General features: G+C 57.1%; 14 protein-coding genes. 7 read left to right on the top strand and 7 right to left on the bottom strand.

What is annotated here, in order from left to right:
* Positions 1 to 748 precede the first annotated feature (748 nt).
* The 3 genes from leuS (at position 749) to ACXM2N_RS11300 (ending at position 5283) form a co-directional block, all read left to right on the top strand.
* Entirely contained in the window at positions 749 to 3625 is a 2877-nt protein-coding gene (gene leuS / locus ACXM2N_RS11310; protein WP_458488766.1) for a leucine--tRNA ligase, read from the top strand.
* 91 nt (positions 3626 to 3716) lie between these two features.
* The gene (locus ACXM2N_RS11305; protein WP_458488764.1) at positions 3717 to 4466 is read left to right on the top strand and encodes an aldose epimerase family protein; all 750 of its coding nucleotides are present in this window, start codon (positions 3717 to 3719) and stop codon (positions 4464 to 4466) included.
* Between the two features lie 232 nt (positions 4467 to 4698).
* Positions 4699 to 5283, top strand: a complete 585-nt coding sequence (locus tag ACXM2N_RS11300) for a VanZ family protein (RefSeq protein WP_458488762.1) — start codon at positions 4699 to 4701, stop codon at positions 5281 to 5283.
* Here ACXM2N_RS11300 and ACXM2N_RS11295 read toward each other — a convergent pair.
* Positions 5280 to 6980 carry a bifunctional ADP-dependent NAD(P)H-hydrate dehydratase/NAD(P)H-hydrate epimerase gene (locus ACXM2N_RS11295; protein WP_458488760.1) on the bottom strand — a complete coding sequence of 567 codons (1701 nt, stop codon included), beginning with the start codon at positions 6978 to 6980 and terminating at the stop codon, positions 5280 to 5282. The genes ACXM2N_RS11300 and ACXM2N_RS11295 overlap by 4 nt on opposite strands.
* 35 nt (positions 6981 to 7015) lie before the next feature.
* Between ACXM2N_RS11295 and ACXM2N_RS11290 the strand changes: the two genes are divergently transcribed.
* A complete protein-coding gene (locus ACXM2N_RS11290) occupies positions 7016 to 7762 on the top strand; it encodes a hypothetical protein (RefSeq protein WP_458488758.1) in 747 nt (248 codons plus the stop codon).
* On the opposite strand, the gene ACXM2N_RS11285 is transcribed toward ACXM2N_RS11290, so the two are convergent.
* Positions 7759 to 8580 (bottom strand): Fpg/Nei family DNA glycosylase, encoded by an 822-nt coding sequence (locus tag ACXM2N_RS11285; protein WP_458488756.1) that lies wholly within the window; start codon positions 8578 to 8580, stop codon positions 7759 to 7761. The genes ACXM2N_RS11290 and ACXM2N_RS11285 overlap by 4 nt on opposite strands.
* A 114-nt stretch (positions 8581 to 8694) precedes the next feature.
* Here ACXM2N_RS11285 and trhO point away from each other — a divergent pair, with 114 nt between their 5' ends.
* Positions 8695 to 9636: an oxygen-dependent tRNA uridine(34) hydroxylase TrhO gene (gene trhO / locus ACXM2N_RS11280; RefSeq protein WP_458488754.1), complete on the top strand. Its 942-nt coding sequence runs from the start codon at positions 8695 to 8697 to the stop codon at positions 9634 to 9636.
* A gap of 311 nt (positions 9637 to 9947) precedes the next feature.
* Here trhO and ACXM2N_RS11275 read toward each other — a convergent pair whose 3' ends face one another.
* From ACXM2N_RS11275 to ACXM2N_RS11255, 5 genes are all read right to left on the bottom strand, one after another.
* On the bottom strand, positions 9948 to 10430 hold the full coding sequence (locus ACXM2N_RS11275; RefSeq protein WP_458491156.1) for a hypothetical protein: 483 nt from the start codon (positions 10428 to 10430) through the stop codon (positions 9948 to 9950).
* A gap of 127 nt (positions 10431 to 10557) precedes the next feature.
* Positions 10558 to 11238 carry an SDR family oxidoreductase gene (locus ACXM2N_RS11270; protein WP_458488752.1) on the bottom strand — a complete coding sequence of 227 codons (681 nt, stop codon included), beginning with the start codon at positions 11236 to 11238 and terminating at the stop codon, positions 10558 to 10560.
* A gap of 5 nt (positions 11239 to 11243) precedes the next feature.
* Positions 11244 to 12179: a universal stress protein gene (locus ACXM2N_RS11265; RefSeq protein ID WP_458488750.1), complete on the bottom strand. Its 936-nt coding sequence runs from the start codon at positions 12177 to 12179 to the stop codon at positions 11244 to 11246.
* Between the two features lie 91 nt (positions 12180 to 12270).
* Positions 12271 to 12735: a MarR family winged helix-turn-helix transcriptional regulator gene (locus ACXM2N_RS11260; protein ID WP_458488748.1), complete on the bottom strand. Its 465-nt coding sequence runs from the start codon at positions 12733 to 12735 to the stop codon at positions 12271 to 12273.
* A gap of 421 nt (positions 12736 to 13156) precedes the next feature.
* Positions 13157 to 14830 carry a hypothetical protein gene (locus ACXM2N_RS11255; protein ID WP_458488746.1) on the bottom strand — a complete coding sequence of 558 codons (1674 nt, stop codon included), beginning with the start codon at positions 14828 to 14830 and terminating at the stop codon, positions 13157 to 13159.
* Between ACXM2N_RS11255 and ACXM2N_RS11250 the strand changes: the two genes are divergently transcribed.
* Positions 14829 to 15104 carry a hypothetical protein gene (locus tag ACXM2N_RS11250; protein WP_458488744.1) on the top strand — a complete coding sequence of 92 codons (276 nt, stop codon included), beginning with the start codon at positions 14829 to 14831 and terminating at the stop codon, positions 15102 to 15104. The two genes, ACXM2N_RS11255 and ACXM2N_RS11250, sit on opposite strands and share 2 nt — an antisense overlap.
* Positions 15105 to 15428: 324 nt before the next feature.
* On the top strand, positions 15429 to 17735 hold the full coding sequence (locus ACXM2N_RS11245) for a transglycosylase domain-containing protein (RefSeq protein ID WP_458491154.1): 2307 nt from the start codon (positions 15429 to 15431) through the stop codon (positions 17733 to 17735).
* Positions 17736 to 17974 lie beyond the last annotated feature (239 nt).

Raw genomic sequence — 17974 nt, 5'->3', positions numbered from 1 at the left:
GTGGTCATTTTTCCAGTTGCGATCTCTTCACGCCCAGCTGTGCTGATCTAGATGAGCCCTACCAGTGTTTTTCCTCTTTGCCCTTACTGCGGCGAGATTTCAGCGGGGGTGTTGTACGGCGATTCATAGGGGTGTTAACAACTTTGTGAAGATGAATGCGGAGCCTTAACTGCATTTCAAACGCGGTAAGTTGTGAGCAAGGAAATTTGGCACGCCACATGCAACGCTCCGAGCTGCTTATGACGATGGGGCCAACACTGCCCTAGTTGAGCCAAGTTTTGCATACCGCACTAGGGGAACATGGGATGGTGCGGGATACGGCGGTGACGCAAGCAGTTCACTGCTACTTCTTCCGCCCTTCCGTGACCGGCGCAGCTGTCATGGCAGAAGCCGCTACATTGTTGGGCGGGATTGGAGCCCACGGCGCGAATTATGTGAGACCTCCACTGATCTGGCGTATGAAGACACGTTCTAATCTACGAAGCCAGCTACGGCGTAGCGAGGATGAAGAACCTGTAATGATGTGCCCATTTCTCCGGTGAAGACAAAACTTTTGCGGCATCCTCGATGTGCCCCCGCTTCTGCCTTAAGAATCACGCATTGTCACAGTTTGGGCAATGAAAGCTCTCTGATGTCCAACCAATTTGGGTTTGGGGACGCTATAAGTAACGCAACGTTACTTATAGTCCAACTCCAAAGGTGTGGGGCAAATATGCGCGTTGGCGTGGGTGAACTACACTGTATTGCCATGAGTAATCCGAGCGAGACTACATCCACCCCTGGTTTCCGGTATACCCCGGAGATGGCAGGTCAGATCGAGACTACGTGGCAGAAGTACTGGGTCGACAACGGTACTTTTAATGCGCCGAATCCTGTCGGTGATTTGTCGGAGGACAATAAGAGCCTCCTCGGCAAAGAGAAGCTGTTTGTGCAGGATATGTTCCCGTATCCTTCCGGCGCGGGTCTGCATGTTGGTCACCCGCTTGGCTACATCGCTACGGATGTTTATGCTCGCTTTAACCGCATGCTGGGCAAGAATGTCCTGCATACGCTCGGTTATGATGCGTTTGGCTTGCCTGCTGAGCAGTACGCGATTCAGACGGGTACGCATCCTCGTACCACCACCATGGCGAATATTGAGAACATGGAACGTCAGCTGGGGCTGTTGGGTTTGGGGCATGACCGCCGCCGTAAGGTCGCGACCACCGATCCTGAGTTCTACAAGTGGACGCAGTGGATCTTCCTGCAGATTTTTAATTCTTGGTTTGATCAGGAGCAGCAGAAGGCGCGTCCTATCTCTGAGTTGATTCCGCTTCTGGAGTCTGGTGAGGTTGCAACTCCTGCCGAGTTCGGCGCGGCGTACAAGGATCTGGATCCTGTCCAGCAGCGCAAGGTTGTTGATGAGTTCCGCCTTGTGTACCGCTCTCACTCCACGGTGAACTGGTGCCCTGGTTTGGGCACGGTGCTGGCGAATGAGGAGGTGACCGCGGATGGTCGTTCGGAGCGCGGTAACTTCCCTGTGTTCCGCAAGAATCTCTCGCAGTGGATGATGCGTATTACGGCGTATTCTGATCGCCTGATTGATGATCTGGAGTACTTGGATTGGCCTGAGAAGGTTAAGTCCATGCAGCGCAACTGGATTGGTCGCTCTCGTGGCGCTGAGGTTGAGTTCGCGTGCGAAGGCGAGAGCCTTCGCGTGTTCACCACGCGCCCTGACACCTTGTTCGGCGCGAGCTACATGGTGTTGGCGCCGGAGCATGAGCTTGTCGACAAGCTTGTTGCGGCAGGTGGTGACGGTTCCTATGAGGGTGTCGATGAGCGCTGGACCTACGGGCAGCCTACGGCTGCCGAGGCCGTGGCTCGATACCGCTCGGACATTGCGGCGAAGAGTGACGTGGAGCGCCAGGAGAACAAGGAGAAGACCGGCGTCTACTTGGGTGTGAACGCGGTAAACCCTGTTAATGGCCAGGAGATCCCTGTGTTTATTGGCGATTACGTGCTCACCGGCTACGGCACCGGCGCCATCATGGCGGTGCCTGCGCACGACGAGCGCGACTACGAGTTCGCCAAGGAGTTTGGCCTGCCTATCGTCGCCGTGCTGAATGGCGACATTTCGGAGGAAGCCTTCACCGGTGACGCTGAGCACGTGAACTCTTCTAACCAAGAGGGGCTGGACCTTAATGGGTTGGGCAAGGCCGAGGGCATTGCTACCACCATTGATTGGCTGGTGGAGAAGGGCTACGGCGAGGAGAAGATCCAGTACAAGCTGCGCGACTGGCTGTTTGCGCGCCAGCGCTACTGGGGCGAGCCATTCCCAATCGTGTACGACAAGGATGGCCTGCCACACGCTCTTCCTGAGTCCATGCTGCCTATCGAGCTGCCTGAGGTAGAGGACTACAAGCCTGTGTCCTTTGACCCAGACGATGCAGATTCTGAGCCGCACCCACCGCTGGCGAAGGCCACCGAGTGGACACACGTGACTTTGGATCTCGGCGATGGCGAGCAGGAGTACATCCGCGACACCAATGTCATGCCGCAGTGGGCTGGTTCCTCTTGGTACCAGCTGCGCTACATCGACCCACGCAACGATGACATCTTCTGCGATATCGAGAACGAGCGCTACTGGACCGGCCCGCGCGAAGGCCACGAGAACGACCCAGGTGGCGTGGACCTCTACGTTGGCGGCGTCGAGCACGCAGTGCTGCACTTGCTCTACTCTCGCTTCTGGCACAAGGTCCTCTTCGATCTGGGCTACGTCTCCTCCAAGGAGCCATACCGCCGCCTGTACAACCAGGGCTACATTCAGGCATTCGCCTACACTGATTCCCGTGGCGTGTACGTCCCTGCCGCTGAGGTTGAAGAGAAGGACGGCAAGTTCTTCTACAACGGTGAAGAAGTCAATCAGGAATACGGCAAGATGGGTAAGTCCCTGAAGAACGCCGTGGCTCCGGATGACATCGCCCGTGACTTCGGCGCGGACACCTTGCGTGTGTACGAGATGGCCATGGGTCCTCTGGACACCTCCCGCCCATGGGCAACCAAGGATGTTGTTGGTTCCCAGCGCTTCTTGCAGCGCCTGTGGCGCTTGGTTGTCAATGAGGAAAACGGTGAGCTGGTGGTCACCGATTCAGCATTGACTGACGACGACCAGAAGGCACTGCACCGCACCATCGCCGGAATCCGCGATGATTATGAGGGCCTGCGCATCAACACTGTTGTTGCTAAGTCCATTGAGTACGTCAACTACCTCACTAAGGTCTATGGCGGCAGTGGCGCGTCTGGTGCCCCACGTGCGGCCGTTGAGCCGATTGTCATCATGATCGCGCCTGTGGCACCGCACATCGCGGAAGAACTGTGGAAGCGCCTTGGCCACGAGGACACCATCACTTTCGTGGACTTCCCTACTCACGATGAGAAGTACCTGGTAGACGATGAGGTTGAAATGCCTGTGCAGATCAACGGCAAGGTGCGCGCCCGCATTATGGTTCCTGCGGATGCTACCCAGGAGCAGATCACTGAGATCGCCCTCGCCGATGAGCTCGTGCAGAAGAACATCGACGGCAAGCAGCTGATCAAGCAGATCGTGGTCCCTGGCCGCATGGTCAACTTGGTGGTCAAGGGCTAAAGCCCGTTCGCTTTTCGACCCCGCGCAGCCTGAGCACAGTGACACTGTGCCCAGGCTGCGCGTCGTTAGTCTGTGGGTGCACAATGGTGACATGAACCCTGCAGTTGAACTCCAACCCTTCGGTGGCCATGTCACCAGTGCCGTCACAACCAACGGCGAGATCTTTTGGCTGAGCGAGCTCAGCCCCCTACACGGCCCCGACGCCATCCGCGGCGGGGTTCCCGTGATCGCACCGCGCTTCGCTACCTTGATGGGCGGCCAAAAGCACGGCTGGGCACGCACCGCGCGCTGGGAGAAAACATCCCCAACCAGCGCCCATGTGGAAAATGAGGGCCTGAAGCTCAGCCTTGATGCCGCTGTGGATGGGCAAACGGCGACGCTCACATTCACCGCCACCAACACCAGCGCAGACACCAAAAAGCTGCAGCTCGGGCTCCACCCCTACTTCCTTGTCGGCGACGTGGAGCAGATTCGCATCACAGGTCTTGATGGCGCGGACCTGTATGAGCTCACCACCGACACCCATGAACACGTCACTGAACCGCTATCCATCGCCGGCGAGTTCGACCGCATTTCCACTCCCACCGACCTCCACTCCCCTATCACGTGCACTGATCCGGTCATGGGGCGCACGTTGGAACTAACGTTTACTGGCCATGACCATGTAGTGATCTGGAATCCCGGCAAGGAACACACGCTCCCCGACGTGCCCACAGACCAATGGCGTCACTTCATCTGCATCGAACCTGCCCTTCTGGGCGATGACCTCCAAGGCGTCGATCTCCCGCAGGGTGGGACCCATGTCTTGGAGATGTCTATAAGTAACGCAACGTTACTTTAAGTAACTAACCCTTAAACAGACGAGGGTGGGAAGACCTCGTGGCACCGGACGCCGTGGGTTGATGGCTGATGCGCCAGCTGTGATTTTCGGCGTTGTCAATGGCGTGGGTGACGAATTTGACGCGGCCGGATGCGCGTTTTAGCAGGGCGGATTCTCAAGCTTTTTGTTTGCTGTGAGTTTGTGGCTGGAGGCTCACAGCAATATCGGAGGTTTGGGGGCTACAGTTGTCGCAATGAGTCTGAGCACGAAGATCCCCGAAAGGTTCACCAGTAGTGCGCGGTCCCAGCGTCGTGGCGAGAAAGCCATTGGTGTTGGTGAGCGCGTGGCAACGTCTGTTGCGCTGGGCTTCGTTGGCCTACTCGTTCTGGCCTTTACGTTGGGCAAAGCGTATTTGAGTTTTGGGCCGCTGTGGCAGACCTCGGCCCATCGTCACCGCAGTCTGGATCTAGTACTGTTCAACGGCTTTGACTATCCAAGTGTGTGGTGGGGCCCATGGATTAACTTGTTTGGCAACATCGTTCTGTTTTTGCCGCTGGGTTTTCTGATCGCCAACATGCTGCGCGGGCGTGCTCGCTTTCCGGTGTTTGAGACGATCCTTCTGAGCTTTCTGGTGTCGCTTTCCATTGAGGTCACGCAATTCGCGTTCGCGCTGGGTTATTCAGACGCTGACGACCTGCTCTTCAACACCATTGGCGGTGCGATTGGTGCTACGCTCGCGGCCCGGATGGGGCCGCGATGGCGCGCCCTGTTCATCGGCCTGTCCCTCCTAGCCGCCCTGTTGGGCCTCGCGGTGATGCTTGCTACCAGCGTGTTCTAGGCGTGCAGCTTTGCTGTGGCGGCCGGGATGGCGTCGGCAATGCTGCTTGCCGACGCCGGAGCCGGACCGTAAGGAGTCTGGGCGGCCAGCCACCCTGCGGTGGCATGAACCGCCGCGGCCACGGCCGCGCCGGCAGTGAGCGCCATGTAGGCGCTCCAATCGAACCTCGCAGTGCCGGCACGAGTGTGATCCTCAATCAACGTGGCGAAGTGAGCGATCCATGCACCGATAATGCCGGAAAGCACGTCGCCCGAACCAGGGGTGGCAAGCCATGAGTGGCCGGCGTCGATGCTGTGGATGTCTCCGTTACCCACGATGAGCGTCTTGCGACCCTTGAGCAGCACGGCACACCCCAGTGCATCCACCATGTCGCACACAGCGCCGAGGCGATCGGAGTTCAGATCGCGCACCGTTGCTTCCTTTTTTGCGTTGAGCGCACCAGCGAGGCGAACAAATTCGCCATCGTGTGGTGTCAACAGCGTGTAGCTTCGGCGGGAACTGCGTTCGCGCAGCTCATCGATAAGTTCTGGGCTCTCAGCGAGCTGCGTTATGGCGTCAGCGTCTAATAAGCAAGGTTGCGTTGCTTTAAGCAACTTTTTCATGGTGTCGCTGTCGCGCGGATCGGAGCCTGGGCCGTAGACCCACGCCTGCACCCGACCGGCGTCGGTGAAAGTTTCAGTAGCTACCACTTCTGGCAGGCGCTCCACGATAGTGCGGTACGCCTTACCCACGTAGCGAACCATGGCGCTGGTCGAGCGAACTGCGGCGGTGGTGGCGAGAATACCCGCGCCGGGGTATTTGTCACTGCCAGCGATAACGCCTACTACGCCGGAGTACTTGGTGTCGGTGACAGCTGGCTCCATGTCGCGGGTATGGGACAGTTTAATACCGCGAAGTCCCTTTTCAGCTAAGAGTTTGGCGCGCTCAGGGTCACGTTGTACGCCGAGCAGGGTGTTGATGCGCCAGTCGTGGGCTGATTCGGGCTGCTCCCAGGTGGTGTATGTTTCGAGCGCTAGTGCGGCGCAGGCTTCGTCAATGGACTCGGTGGTTTCTTTCCCATCGACAATGGTGGCCGCGGTCACTGGTGCCACAAAGATCTCTCCACAGAACGGGCTGATGGCGTGTGCGCGGCGCAGGCAGCCGAAAGTGACGGTTATATCGGCGGTAATGAATGCGGGCGTGCCATTGCCGTAAGCAGCCGGCGTGGCGCCGGTGTCCGCATCTATGCCGCTTGGTACATCAACGCTGAGCGTCAGAATGTCACTCAGACTCTTGGCAAAGTGCGCCGTGGACGCATCCAGTCCCCCACGTGCGCCGATGCCCAATACTGCATCGATAACAAGATCAAATTCATAGCCCGCGTCGTTCTTTTCATCCGCATTCAACACAGACCCACCCGATGCACGAAAAGCCTTAAGCGCAGGCTCATGAACGCGACCGTTCTTGCCTAACAACACAGCGGTGACATCCATGCCTTCATTGGCTAAGTAAGAGCCTGCGTACAACCCGTCACCACCGTTTCCGCCAGCGCCGGCCAAAATAAGGACTCGAGGTTGCTTTAAGTAACGCAACGTTACTTTAACAACCTCCGCGACTGCGCGTGCTGCCTCGCGCATGAAGCCGTCTGTCTCTTTTTGGCGTTGGATAAGGGGGTTCTCGGCTCGGCGGATTTGGTCGACGGTGCAGACAAAGTTCATGGTTGCCATCCTAGTTAGGTGTTTAGACTGGGGGCATGAGTGCATCGCAAAGTGACCAAGCCCGTACCTTTGAAGCAGAGACGCGGATGATTGCGGAGAGCTTCCGCGCACAAGAGCGCCGCGTGGATGCCTATGTCGAGCGCCTCAAAGCTGCAACCGCTGGGCAGAGTACTCCTCCTACAACGGGAAAAGGCCAGGTAGCAGGCAAGGTGTTGGCGAAAGTGAACCCGAAAGATGGTTCGCCACGCGCTGCGCTGCTTTTGGCGGACAAGAAGCTTGTGGGTGCGCTGCTGAAGGCATCGGTGGCCAAGGAGGCCAAGCAGCTCGGCGCCCCAGTTGTGATGCTGAGCAAGGGGCAGCGAGATTTTAGTGATGCGATCGCACTGTATCTGCTCGCGCACGCGCGCCTGAGTGGCAAAACCCTCAGCGGCGAAAAGGCTCAAGTTGATGCTTTCCGACGTGTCCTGCACGGCAGTTCCGACGGTTCGCAGCTGCGTGCGGTGGTAGAGAAGTACGCGCCGGTGGCCGGCGCCGCTGCGGCGGCGCGGATCAGGCCGAACGCAGTTCGGCGCATCAACCGCACACGTGTCGCGGGGAAGGTGGCGGGTGCTTTTGGGGAGCGGAAACTCGTCGGCAAGCGAAGTTCAGTCACCGATGTGGCTGGTGCGGCCTCGATTGCTGCGGCCGCAGCGATCACGGTGTTTGGCGGTGCCTACAATACGGACCGCATCATCAGGAACGCGCGCAAGCTTTTCGGCCCTGCTGAGCAGACTTGGTCTTAGCTCTGACAGTTTGGGCACCAGAACAGATTGCGACCCTCCATGACCTGGGTAGAGATGGGAGTGCCACACACGTAGCAGGGCAGGCCCGCGCGGCGGTACACGTAGACCTCTCCCCCGTGGTCGTCTTTGCGCGGTTCGCGACCCATGGCCTCGGGAAGGTGCTCGTCGCGGACGGTGTCAATGCGGCCCTTGGTCACCCCATCGGCCATGAGAAGGACGAGGTCATCCCAAATATCATTGAACTCCTGGTCCGAGATGTCCTTGCCCGCTGTGAAAGGAGAAATGCCAAGGCGGAACAGTGTTTCCGCGCGGTAAATGTTGCCCACGCCGGCATACAGCTTTTGGTCCATCATGAGTGATCCGATGCTGCGGCCGGAACGCGCGACCTTGGCGCGGACAGAGTCCGGGCGAGCGTCGGGGCGGAGCGGGTCAGCGCCGAGTTTCCCTATGGCTATCTCCATCTCGGCGTCGGTAATGAGTTTGCACCACTGCGGACCACGCAAGTTTGCGGCGGGCGAATCAGCACGCTGCGGATCGGCCATATGGAAGCGGATCTGACCCCACGTCTCATCCTGACCCTCAAGAGTGAGTTTGCCAATCAAGCCAAGGTGAATATAGACGATGTGCTCCGGCGTAGGGGCATCGAACTCAATGAAAAGGTGCTTGCCAAAGGCATGAGCACCAGCGAAACCGTAACCGCTGACTAGCGACGCTTCGTGCGCGAAACGGCCCTGAGGTGAACTCACCACTGGCGCAGTGCCACCGAAAATAGAATTGAGATCGCGGGCAAGGCGGTGAATCACGTGTCCTTCAGGCATGACTATCATCCTAACGGCTCTGTCCTAGAGTGTGGTTAAGCCCTCCATGAGATAGAGCACCATTTAGCGCGCTGACTAGGTAAAATTCAGGTCTGGCCGGTAATGTTATAAGACGTGACTGTTCCGAAGATTCTCCTGTACTACAAGTTCACCCCTATCTCTGACCCCAAAGCACTTATGCTGTGGCAGCGCGAACTCTGTGAGCTGCTGGGACTGAAGGGGCGCATCCTCATCTCCGAGCACGGCATCAACGGCACCGTGGGCGGCGATATGGACGCTTGCAAGGCGTACATTAAGAAATTCCGCGAGTACCCAGGCTTCAAAAAGACCTCCTTCAAATGGTCTGATGGCCAAGGTGATGACTTCCCACGCCTGTCCGTTAAGGTCCGTGACGAGATCGTAGCCTTCGGCGCGCCGGGTGAGCTCAAGGTAGATGAAAAGGGCGTCATTGGCGGTGGCGTGCATCTCAAACCAGAAGAGGTCAACAAGCTGGTTGAGGAACGCGGCGACGAGGTCGTCTTCTTTGACGGCCGCAACGCTATGGAAGCGGAGATCGGCAAGTTCAAAAACGCCGTGGTCCCAGACGTGCGCACCACCCATGACTTCATTAAGGAACTGGAATCCGGCAAGTATGACTGGATGAAAGACAAGCCAGTCATCTCTTACTGCACCGGTGGCATTCGCTGCGAAATCCTCTCAGCACTGATGAAAAACCGTGGTTTTAACGAGATCTACCAGATCGATGGAGGCATCGTCCGCTACGGCGAAAAGTACGGCAACGACGGACTGTGGGAAGGCTCCCTCTACGTCTTTGACAAGCGCATGCACATGGAGTTCGGTGCAGGCACCGAGGACCCAGGCTTCGTCCAACTGGGGCACTGCAAGTGCGGTAAGCCAACAAACAAGTTCGATCACTGCGTTAACGAGGACAACTGCCGTGACCTCGTACTCATGTGCCCAGACTGCTACGAGCACATCGAAACCCGCCACTGCGGCAAGGAAGAATGCGCTCAGGTAGCAAAGGAACTTGCCGCCAAAGAAAGTGCTTCCGCATAGTCAACGCGGCATCAGACTAGCGGCATGAGACTATAAGAGGGACAAAAAGCTAAACTTTGCGCCCATTTCAGCCTCTTCGAAGGCAAAAAAGGCGACAAAGTTTAGCTTTTTGTCCCTTACCTCTCCTACCCCTTCCTCCCCTCCTCCCCTTCGCCTCCGTGAGATTGACAGAGCGCACCAAGGGCAGGGCTCAAACGGGCTGAGTAGCCGAGCCACTCAACATTCGGACCACGTCGCTCATCCTTTGAAAGATGTGCAAGACACAAGCAGTGCCCCACGGGCTGTCCGCGGGGCACTAATTGTTACAGGGCCTAGTTACCTCCAGTGATGGCAATCTGAAATACTTGCGTCATCCACAACATGGACCACGGCACCAACACCCAGAATGCACCCATCCACGGACGCCACCGAATGTAGTTCTTAAGCTTGTGATTCATGATGAACGCGCAGCCCAACAATCCGGCCACGGGGATCACGCTAGAGGCAAACGGCCACCAAATCTGCGACGAACGCGAACAAAACCACGTGGCTGTACCAGCGTCACAGTATTCCCCACCTGCAAGGCGCGCTGGGATAGCAAGCAAAAAACCAACCACCACCGTTCCGACAGTAACCGCGATGGTATACCAAATTGCCTGCTTAGTAGAGCGCTTGTTCTGCGCATCAATGACAGCTGGGTCCGGAGAATCAGCGAGCTCATCAAAATCCTTCGGGGCCTCCCGATACCGATTGGCATAATCAGCATCCGAGTGCAGATCATTTTCCGGATGCTCCCACGTATCCTTAGCCACGATAATCCTCTCCAAGCCGTCTCAACGTACTTACACCACTGGGCGCCCAGACACAGCCAACCTACTTCTGAATCCTACGTTGTTTCCCACCAGCGGAAAACACATGATTTCTCACGGGAAATCACCGATACTAGCTGCGCGGGCGTACCGAAAAATCTGGTGTTGCCACGTGAGCAGGTGTGCCAAGGCAATGCTGCGTTGCTTTAGCAATATCATCCGCAGTGAGGAAGAGGCTTGGATCGTAGTCCTTCCCCTCCTGCGCGATGATGTCGCGCTGCATTTGAGTGTCGATGCGCCCTGGATAAATGCTAGTCACACGAATCTCTGGTTCCTCCTGGCGCAGAATGTCACACCAAGCTCGTGCCGCATGCTTGCTGGCAGAATAACCAGCCCAGTTTGCATTAGTGTGCTGGCCAGCACCTGAATTGATGTAGATTACGTGGCCATTGGCAGAGCGCAGCTGCGGCAACAACGCGGTTGTCAGTTGGACAGGGGCGTGGAGATTGAGTGCCATGTGCCATTCCCAATCAGCGCGGGTGGTGTCACAAATATGACCAAGTTTCGCTACACCAGCACAATGGATGAGAGCATCGACACGCGTATGGGATGTGGCAAGAGCGCCACCAAGTGCATCGCAGCCATGTTCATTACTCAAATCGGCCTGCACCCACTTGAGGTTTTCGTGCTCGAGCGAAGGGGCTGTGCGGTTGAAAACAGCTGTAACGAGGTAGCCCTCAGATAAGAGCATGCGCGTAACAGCAAGGCCTACGCCTTGGCTTGCGCCGGTAACGATAGCAGTGCGTGAGTTCATAGGTACTAAAGTACCGTTGCGTTACTTATAGGCAACATCAGCACTGGCACTTGAACGTGTTTGAGGATTTCTGTGGTTTGGGACCCGCTTAGTACGCGTTCGAGTGTGCGTGTTGGGGTGGACGCGAAGGTGAGGAGGTCCCCCTTCTTCCATTTGATGGCGTCGAGTGCGCCGGACCATCCGATGCCGGAGCCGATGTCGGTGGTGAGGGTAACCCCAGGGTGGTGTTCGTGGATTTTGTCGGCGATGCGGTCGAGGGCGGCAAAGGAGTTTTCGCGCCATTCGTGCACCAATTCCGTGGGGATGTGGAGATCTTTGCCGGTGAGGGCATCGCCAAGTCCGGTGGGTGAGATGGCTAGGATGCGTAACTCAACGCCGAAGCTTTCGGCGAGGGCTGCGGCGCGGATGGCGGCGTCGGAGAGGTGCTCGTCAACGTAGGCGAAGTTGATGCGGGTGATGCCACGTTTAGAAAGTTTTGGTGCGCGTGGTGCGAGTCCCAATGGCGTGGTGGAGGTGTTGAGAAGAGTATCGGCTGTGGTGCCAGCACGGAAACGGCCCTTGGGTGCGGCAGATCCGGATCCCAAGACGATGACACTTGCATTGAATTTCTTGGCGGCTTGGGCGAGTAGTTGCGGTTCATTGGTGCCGTCGAGAAGCACGCTAACGGGTTCCGCGAAAGCAGACTTAGGGATCCCCGCCTCAACGAGATGTGATGTGACGGTTTTCTCTAAAGCAACGCACTCGTTCTTGAACCACTTTTTGTACTTTCCACCCATCTTGGCGATGGAGGGACCAGGCCATGGGCGCAGAAGCGTGGTGACGACGCGCAGTTCTACATCGGCAGTACGTGCGATCCATGCGGCCACATCGATGGCTTCGGTGCCGGTGGCCTGCGGGGACCACGCGATGAGGATGCGGGGTCTTTTGGTTGAAATCGCCATGGGTTTTAAAAGTAAGTGGTTTTGCCAACGCGAGTGGTGAAGACACCCTAGGGGGTCCTACCCCAGTTGCCCCACGTTTGGGCGATTGGGTTTATTTGTTCTTTTCTGCCTCAACAAGAGCTGCCGAGTAAGAATCCGCAAGAGCGTTGATGACGGTCGGAAGTTTAGCGGCATCCTCGAGTAGCTCATCTGGGAGAGTTTGGAGCATTTGAGTCAGGTACTCAGTACGCTCCTTGCCTACACGGGTGAGCTCGGAAATACCCAAGTCCGTGAGCTGGACCTTCACGCCGCGACGATCGGATTCGTCTCGGATTCGTTCAATCATGCCGCGCTGTTCCAACTGATGGAGGGCGTTGGAAGCGGTTGGCATGCGGATGCCCTCCGCCTGAGCGATGCGGCTAATGCGAGCTGCGCCTTCGTCGTGGAGCCTTGTCATGATGGTCATCTGCGGCCCGGTCAGGTCAGACTGCTCGGCAACACGGAAGTACAGAACATATAGCTTGGTCAGCGCTGGGCGGATAAGTTGTGCGAGTTCTTCCGGTGAATGAGTGGACATGCGTTAACTTCCTCGACTTAGGTTGTTGTGGCGGGTATGCAGTTCGTTCGTCCCCAGTCTGTTAACCACCTCATTTCAGTGCGGGTGGGAACGGCGAGCGCCCTATGTTTATTCGATTATTCTAAGAGATACGCAGTGGTGGGAAAACTTGTCTCCGGCAAGATTTACCGCAACGTGATCTTTTTATCGACGCCACCGGAAACACCATGGCGCCGCTTTTTGTGTTCGCAGCCTTGGTGTGGTGTCAGCCGTGAGCATCGGCCATGCACTTCTGCCAGTGGTTCCAACACATTTGTGTACACGAAATGCTGTAACACTTGATATTGTACGCGGTACTAAAAAATTTTTGGATCTGAAACGACTGGTTCCCATACCGGTGTTACGGCAGCTGGGGCGAGACCATCGTGCGCATCACTCGGTGCTAGAAACGATCGGGGTGAGATGGGTCAGGATTGGTGCCCTTCTTGTCCCCTCCCTTGCCGACGCCGTCACCATTGGCGGTTTCCTGAGGCTCCTTTAGCCCCTCAGCGTCTGCAGGGGCATCCGCGAACAAGTCCACCAGCGGTGTGTCATCACTGTTCTGCGTGGCTGGGGTGGCTAACTCAAACATGGCAGACATGGGCACCACCATCCGGTGATCTTCCACGACCACCGTGATGTGAGACTCATCAGGCTCGCCGCCTGAAGGCGGCTGACTCTGGGGCGTGCTTGTTTCATCCTCCGCCGCGGGAGCGGCGGCAGGAGCGGACGTGGTGGCGGTGAGGTCTTCGGTTGTGGGGGCGTCGATAAGATCAGGAATCAGATCCTCATGCAAAGCATTTGCCTCAGTGTCTGGGGCATACCCATTGGAATCTAGTGTGACCGGAGGCTGCGCAGGTACATTGGAGCCGAACTGCGCCACGAACTCAAAAGGCGAGGCCGGCAGGGCTTCAATGGACGCGTGTGCACTAATCGCGGGAATGCTGGGCGCACTGACATCCTTGGTGATGAGATCCGCGACTTCGCCGAAACGATCACCGTGGCTGAAACTCTGAGAATAGATATTCTCCGCAGGAGTACCGGCCGCGATCATGGCCGCACGGACACTCTCGCAATGTGAGGACGGGCCGAAAATATACACATCTCGATCTGCCCATGAACCATAGGAAGCGATGATGTTGCCGGGTTCGCCTGTTTGCAACAAATGCAACCCACGCGGTGGTTTCGAATGCTCTGTGGCCCCCACCCACCACTCGTCTGTGTCATTGCGCACAATGGGTACAACCGACAACCACGGGCATGACGCGGATAATTGCCACAGCCCCAACAGATCATAAAGCTCACCTGGGTAATCGGCGGAGACGAATAGATGCACCCGCGGAGGATTGGAGTTGTGCATTTGGTGTTCCAAGATCATCGCTCGTGCCGCAGCCAACCCGGTACCGTGCGCTGCAAACAGCAAATCACGATCATCGTGAGTATCCACGCCGCCAAAGCCATTAGTCACACGCCAAGTATCGCCGGGCCGAGGATTGGCAAGCAGAGAGCGGTAAGGATCGTTGCGATCCTTATCCATGAACAGATGTACCTCCAACATGCCCGCCTCGTTCGCCGGGATCGAAGGAGTAACGGGAACCCACCGATTCTGCACGTAATCTGTAGAAACCTCGACGAATTGGGCACTGCCATAGTCCAGCGGCTGGTTAGTAATCAGGCGCACCACAATTACCTGCCTGCAGCGGCGTTCGACCTCCACCACCTCAGCGCTGATAGGGGGCATATCAGTGGCATGAGCACTCAAGATCGCGCACGCAGAGGTAACCACCCGGCACGCCGCCAGCACCTGGGCAAAACCTAAGTCCGCGCACACCTGCTCCATCACCACATGAAGTGCCCGCCCTAATTGCTGGTAGTCATACGGGGTGAATCCATATTCATCCACCCTCCACGCAAGTTCCGCCAGCTGTTGCTGGGTGTGTTCGTCAATACGGCCATGCTCGTCCGCGCGTAACAGCACGGTGCGCAGAATTGAAAATAATACGGAGGTGCCGTCGTAGGGCATGACTTGCGCAACGTTGGAGTCCGCGGACGCTAGCAGATCCAAGATCAATTCCATGGCGCCGGAAGGCTCCTCCACCAACCTTGCTGCCACTGGTTCGAGCGGTGCGTTTTCCGACGTTTCCACGGTGATCTCTCCTATAAGCAACGTTGCGTTACTTATAGCAGTGTATCGGCAATTTGAATTCAGTGACAGCACCCCAAAAACGGGTGTCCGCCAGCACCAACGTTTCCCTTTTGACCTGGTATTTCTTGCTCATGAGGGGATGCATGAAGTGGCTCCTTTGCAGTTTTTAGGTTCGGTGAACCTCATTGACACCTCACCGGACTGAGCTGGGGCGCGAGAACGTGGGAGTAGCAAAAGGGTGCTCCCGCGTATGTTCTGACCTCCAGCGGGTGGTCATTTTGGCTCCAGCCTGTACGTGGCAAGTGAAAGTACCGGAAAATACACTGTAAGCTGGATGAGTTGTAAATCCATCTATTGCAGGAAGCATGGGTTCATAGTGGCAGAAGATAACACCACCTCCTCCGGCCAGGGCGCTTCGGGTGATCCGAAGAAGCCTGCGGCTAAAAAGGCGGGGGCTAAGAAGACAACTAAAAAGGTGGTCAAGAAAGCTGCAGCCAATGGCACAGGCAAGAAGCCGGTGAAGAAGGTTATGAAGCGTTCCGCGTCCGGTAAGCCAGTGAAGGCTACTAAGGCGGCGTCTGCGAAGAAGCGCTCCGCCAAGGCCTCAGCTGCTGGTGCTGCAGGCGGTTCAACGGCCTTGTCCGCCAAGGGTGCGCAGACTAAGAGGGGTCCGGCGGGACGTCGTCCAGGTGACAAGAAAAAGAAGAAGACGTCGCCTTGGGTGAAACGCGGCATTTGGGGAACGCTTGGTTTGCTTATTGCGGCGCCATTCATTGCGTTCTTTATTGCCTATGTTGTCACTGATGTACCAAAACCAGGTGAATTGGTGACTAAGCAGATCACCAAGATTTACGCCTCTGATGCGGAGACGGAGCTGGCCCGTCTTGTGCCGGCGGAGGGAAACCGTCAGGAAGTTCCGCTGGAGCAGATTCCTGAGATCACGCGTAATGCTGTGCTAGCGGCAGAGGACCGTGAGTTTTATTCCAACTCCGGTTTCTCTTTCACCGGTTTTGCTCGTGCGGCTCTTGGTCAGATCACCGGTAATACGTCCGCGGGTGGTGGCTCCACCATCACCCAGCAGTACGTGAAGAACATGGTGGTGGGTAATGATTACTCCTACATGCGTAAGGCGAAGGAGCTGGTCTATTCCGTCAAGATGACCAATGAGTGGGACAAGGACACGATCCTTGAGGCCTACCTCAACACCATTTACTTCGGCCGAAATGCTTACGGCATCGATGCGGCTGCACGCGCCTACTTTGGTATCCCCGCAGCTGAGCTCAACGCTGAGCAGTCTGCTTTGCTTGCCGGTGCTATTCAGCGCCCTTCTCAGCTGGACCCATGGGTGAACAAGGAAGAGTCCGTGGCGCGTTGGAACTACGTTCTCGATGGCATGGTTGAGATTGGTGCGCTGACTGCACAGCAGCGCCAAGCAGCCCAATGGCCACAGACCACTGACCCTGCAACAAATCAGGCTTACACTGAGGCTGAAGGCGCTAATGGCCACATCAAGAACAAGGTCATTCAAGAACTAACGGCCCTTGGTATTAGTGAGGACGATGTCCAGACTAAGGGTCTGCGCGTCACTACCTCCATTGATACTAAGGTGCAGCAGGCTACTGTCGATGCGGTGCGTAACAACCTTGCAGGTGAAAATGACAACCTGCGTATGGCGGCAGTGTCCATTGATCCACGCACTGGCGCGGTCAAGGGCTACTACGGTGGCGAGGAAGCAACTGGTTACGATTACGCCAACGCGGCTTTGCAGACGGGCTCTACGTTCAAGATTGTGACGGTCGCGGCAGCTCTCCAGCAGGGCATCCCAACATCCGCGATCTACAGCTCGGAACCATTCCAGCTTCCTGGTGGTATCACCGTGGGTAGCGTCAATGGCGCGACATGTGGCTCTTGCTCCGTTGCAGAAGCGTTGAAGCAGTCTTTCAACCCATCCTTCTTGCGCCTCCAGGAAAGCTTGGAGAACGGAACTCAGGACACCGCGGATATGGGTCATGCACTGGGTATTGCAAAATCCCTGCCTGGTATCCCAGAGACCTTGACTGAGAACGGTAACCAGCCATACGAGGGCATTACACTCGGCCAGTATGACTCCCGTCCACTCGACATGGCGCAGGTCATGGCTACCCTCGCAAATTACGGTGTCTACCATGAGCACTACTTTGTGTCCAAGGTTGAAACAGCGTCCGGTGAAACGCTGTTCGAGCGTGGGGAGCAGCCTGCGGAGCGCCGAGTTTCCGAAAAGGTGGCCACCAACCTGCTCGAAGCCATGGCGCCGATCGCTGGCTGGTCCGGTTACAACGACCTGGCCGGCGGACGCCCATCCGCTTCCAAGACTGGTACCACCCAGCTAGGTGACACCGGCTACAACAAGGATGCGTGGATGATCGGTGCTACCCCACAGCTGGCAACCGCCGTGTGGACCGGTACTGAGGATAATTCCCCACTGCTTACTGCGTGGGGCGGCCAGATGTATGGCTCCGGCGTTCCAGCATCCACGTGGAAGGACATCCAGGACGCTGCACTCGAGGGTGAAGAAATCGAGTACTTCAAGCCGGCCGAGCCGCTTGGCTACGGCGCAAGCAGCTACTACAACACTGTGCCAACTCAGTCGTGGGTAGGTTCCGTGGGCACGGCTACTGAGACCGCTGGCGCTGAAACCTCGGCACCAGAATCTCCTGCTGCACCGTCAGACGCGGCGCCTGCACCGGGTGGTGAGGCTCCTGCGCCAGGTGGTGAGGTCCCTGCGCCTGAACCGGCCCCTGCCCCAGCAGCACCGGCGGACCCTATCGGTGATCTGATAGATCAGCTAGGCCTATAGCAGCCCTAAGGTAAATGGGCGGGACTTTCATGAGGAAGTCCCGCCCATTTTCTTATGCCGCACATCACTGTGTTAGGTGGGGCCGCACTCCTCGCATGGCCCCGGCAATCAGATGGCGGAATGTTCCTGTACGCACGCCGCCTCATGGTTCAGCCTGCGCCCGAAAGGGTACACGGTGGCAACTTGTTTCCACCTGCGCTGTGAAGTAGCCCAAATAGTGGGCTACGGTGGTGAGAAGT

It is taken from the genome of Corynebacterium sp. ZY180755, from assembly GCF_054331495.1.
Note: the sequence above shows the minus strand (reverse complement) of the source record. Positions and strands in the feature narration are given on the sequence as shown.

Bases quoted from the DNA above. Each gene is read 5' to 3' on its own strand.
- ACXM2N_RS11255 (WP_458488746.1), bottom strand. From the start codon at position 14,830: ATGGAATTGATCTTGGATCTGCTAGCGTCCGCGGACTCCAACGTTGCG.
- ACXM2N_RS11300 (WP_458488762.1), top strand. From the start codon at position 4,699: ATGAGTCTGAGCACGAAGATCCCCGAAAGGTTCACCAGTAGTGCGCGG.
- ACXM2N_RS11290 (WP_458488758.1), top strand. From the start codon at position 7,016: ATGAGTGCATCGCAAAGTGACCAAGCCCGTACCTTTGAAGCAGAGACG.
- ACXM2N_RS11305 (WP_458488764.1), top strand. From the start codon at position 3,717: ATGAACCCTGCAGTTGAACTCCAACCCTTCGGTGGCCATGTCACCAGT.
- ACXM2N_RS11260 (WP_458488748.1), bottom strand. From the start codon at position 12,735: ATGTCCACTCATTCACCGGAAGAACTCGCACAACTTATCCGCCCAGCG.
- ACXM2N_RS11270 (WP_458488752.1), bottom strand. From the start codon at position 11,238: ATGAACTCACGCACTGCTATCGTTACCGGCGCAAGCCAAGGCGTAGGC.
- leuS (WP_458488766.1), top strand. From the start codon at position 749: ATGAGTAATCCGAGCGAGACTACATCCACCCCTGGTTTCCGGTATACC.
- ACXM2N_RS11295 (WP_458488760.1), bottom strand. From the start codon at position 6,980: ATGAACTTTGTCTGCACCGTCGACCAAATCCGCCGAGCCGAGAACCCC.
- ACXM2N_RS11245 (WP_458491154.1), top strand. From the start codon at position 15,429: ATGAAGCGTTCCGCGTCCGGTAAGCCAGTGAAGGCTACTAAGGCGGCG.
- ACXM2N_RS11265 (WP_458488750.1), bottom strand. From the start codon at position 12,179: ATGGCGATTTCAACCAAAAGACCCCGCATCCTCATCGCGTGGTCCCCG.
- ACXM2N_RS11285 (WP_458488756.1), bottom strand. From the start codon at position 8,580: ATGCCTGAAGGACACGTGATTCACCGCCTTGCCCGCGATCTCAATTCT.
- ACXM2N_RS11250 (WP_458488744.1), top strand. From the start codon at position 14,829: ATGGCGCCGGAAGGCTCCTCCACCAACCTTGCTGCCACTGGTTCGAGC.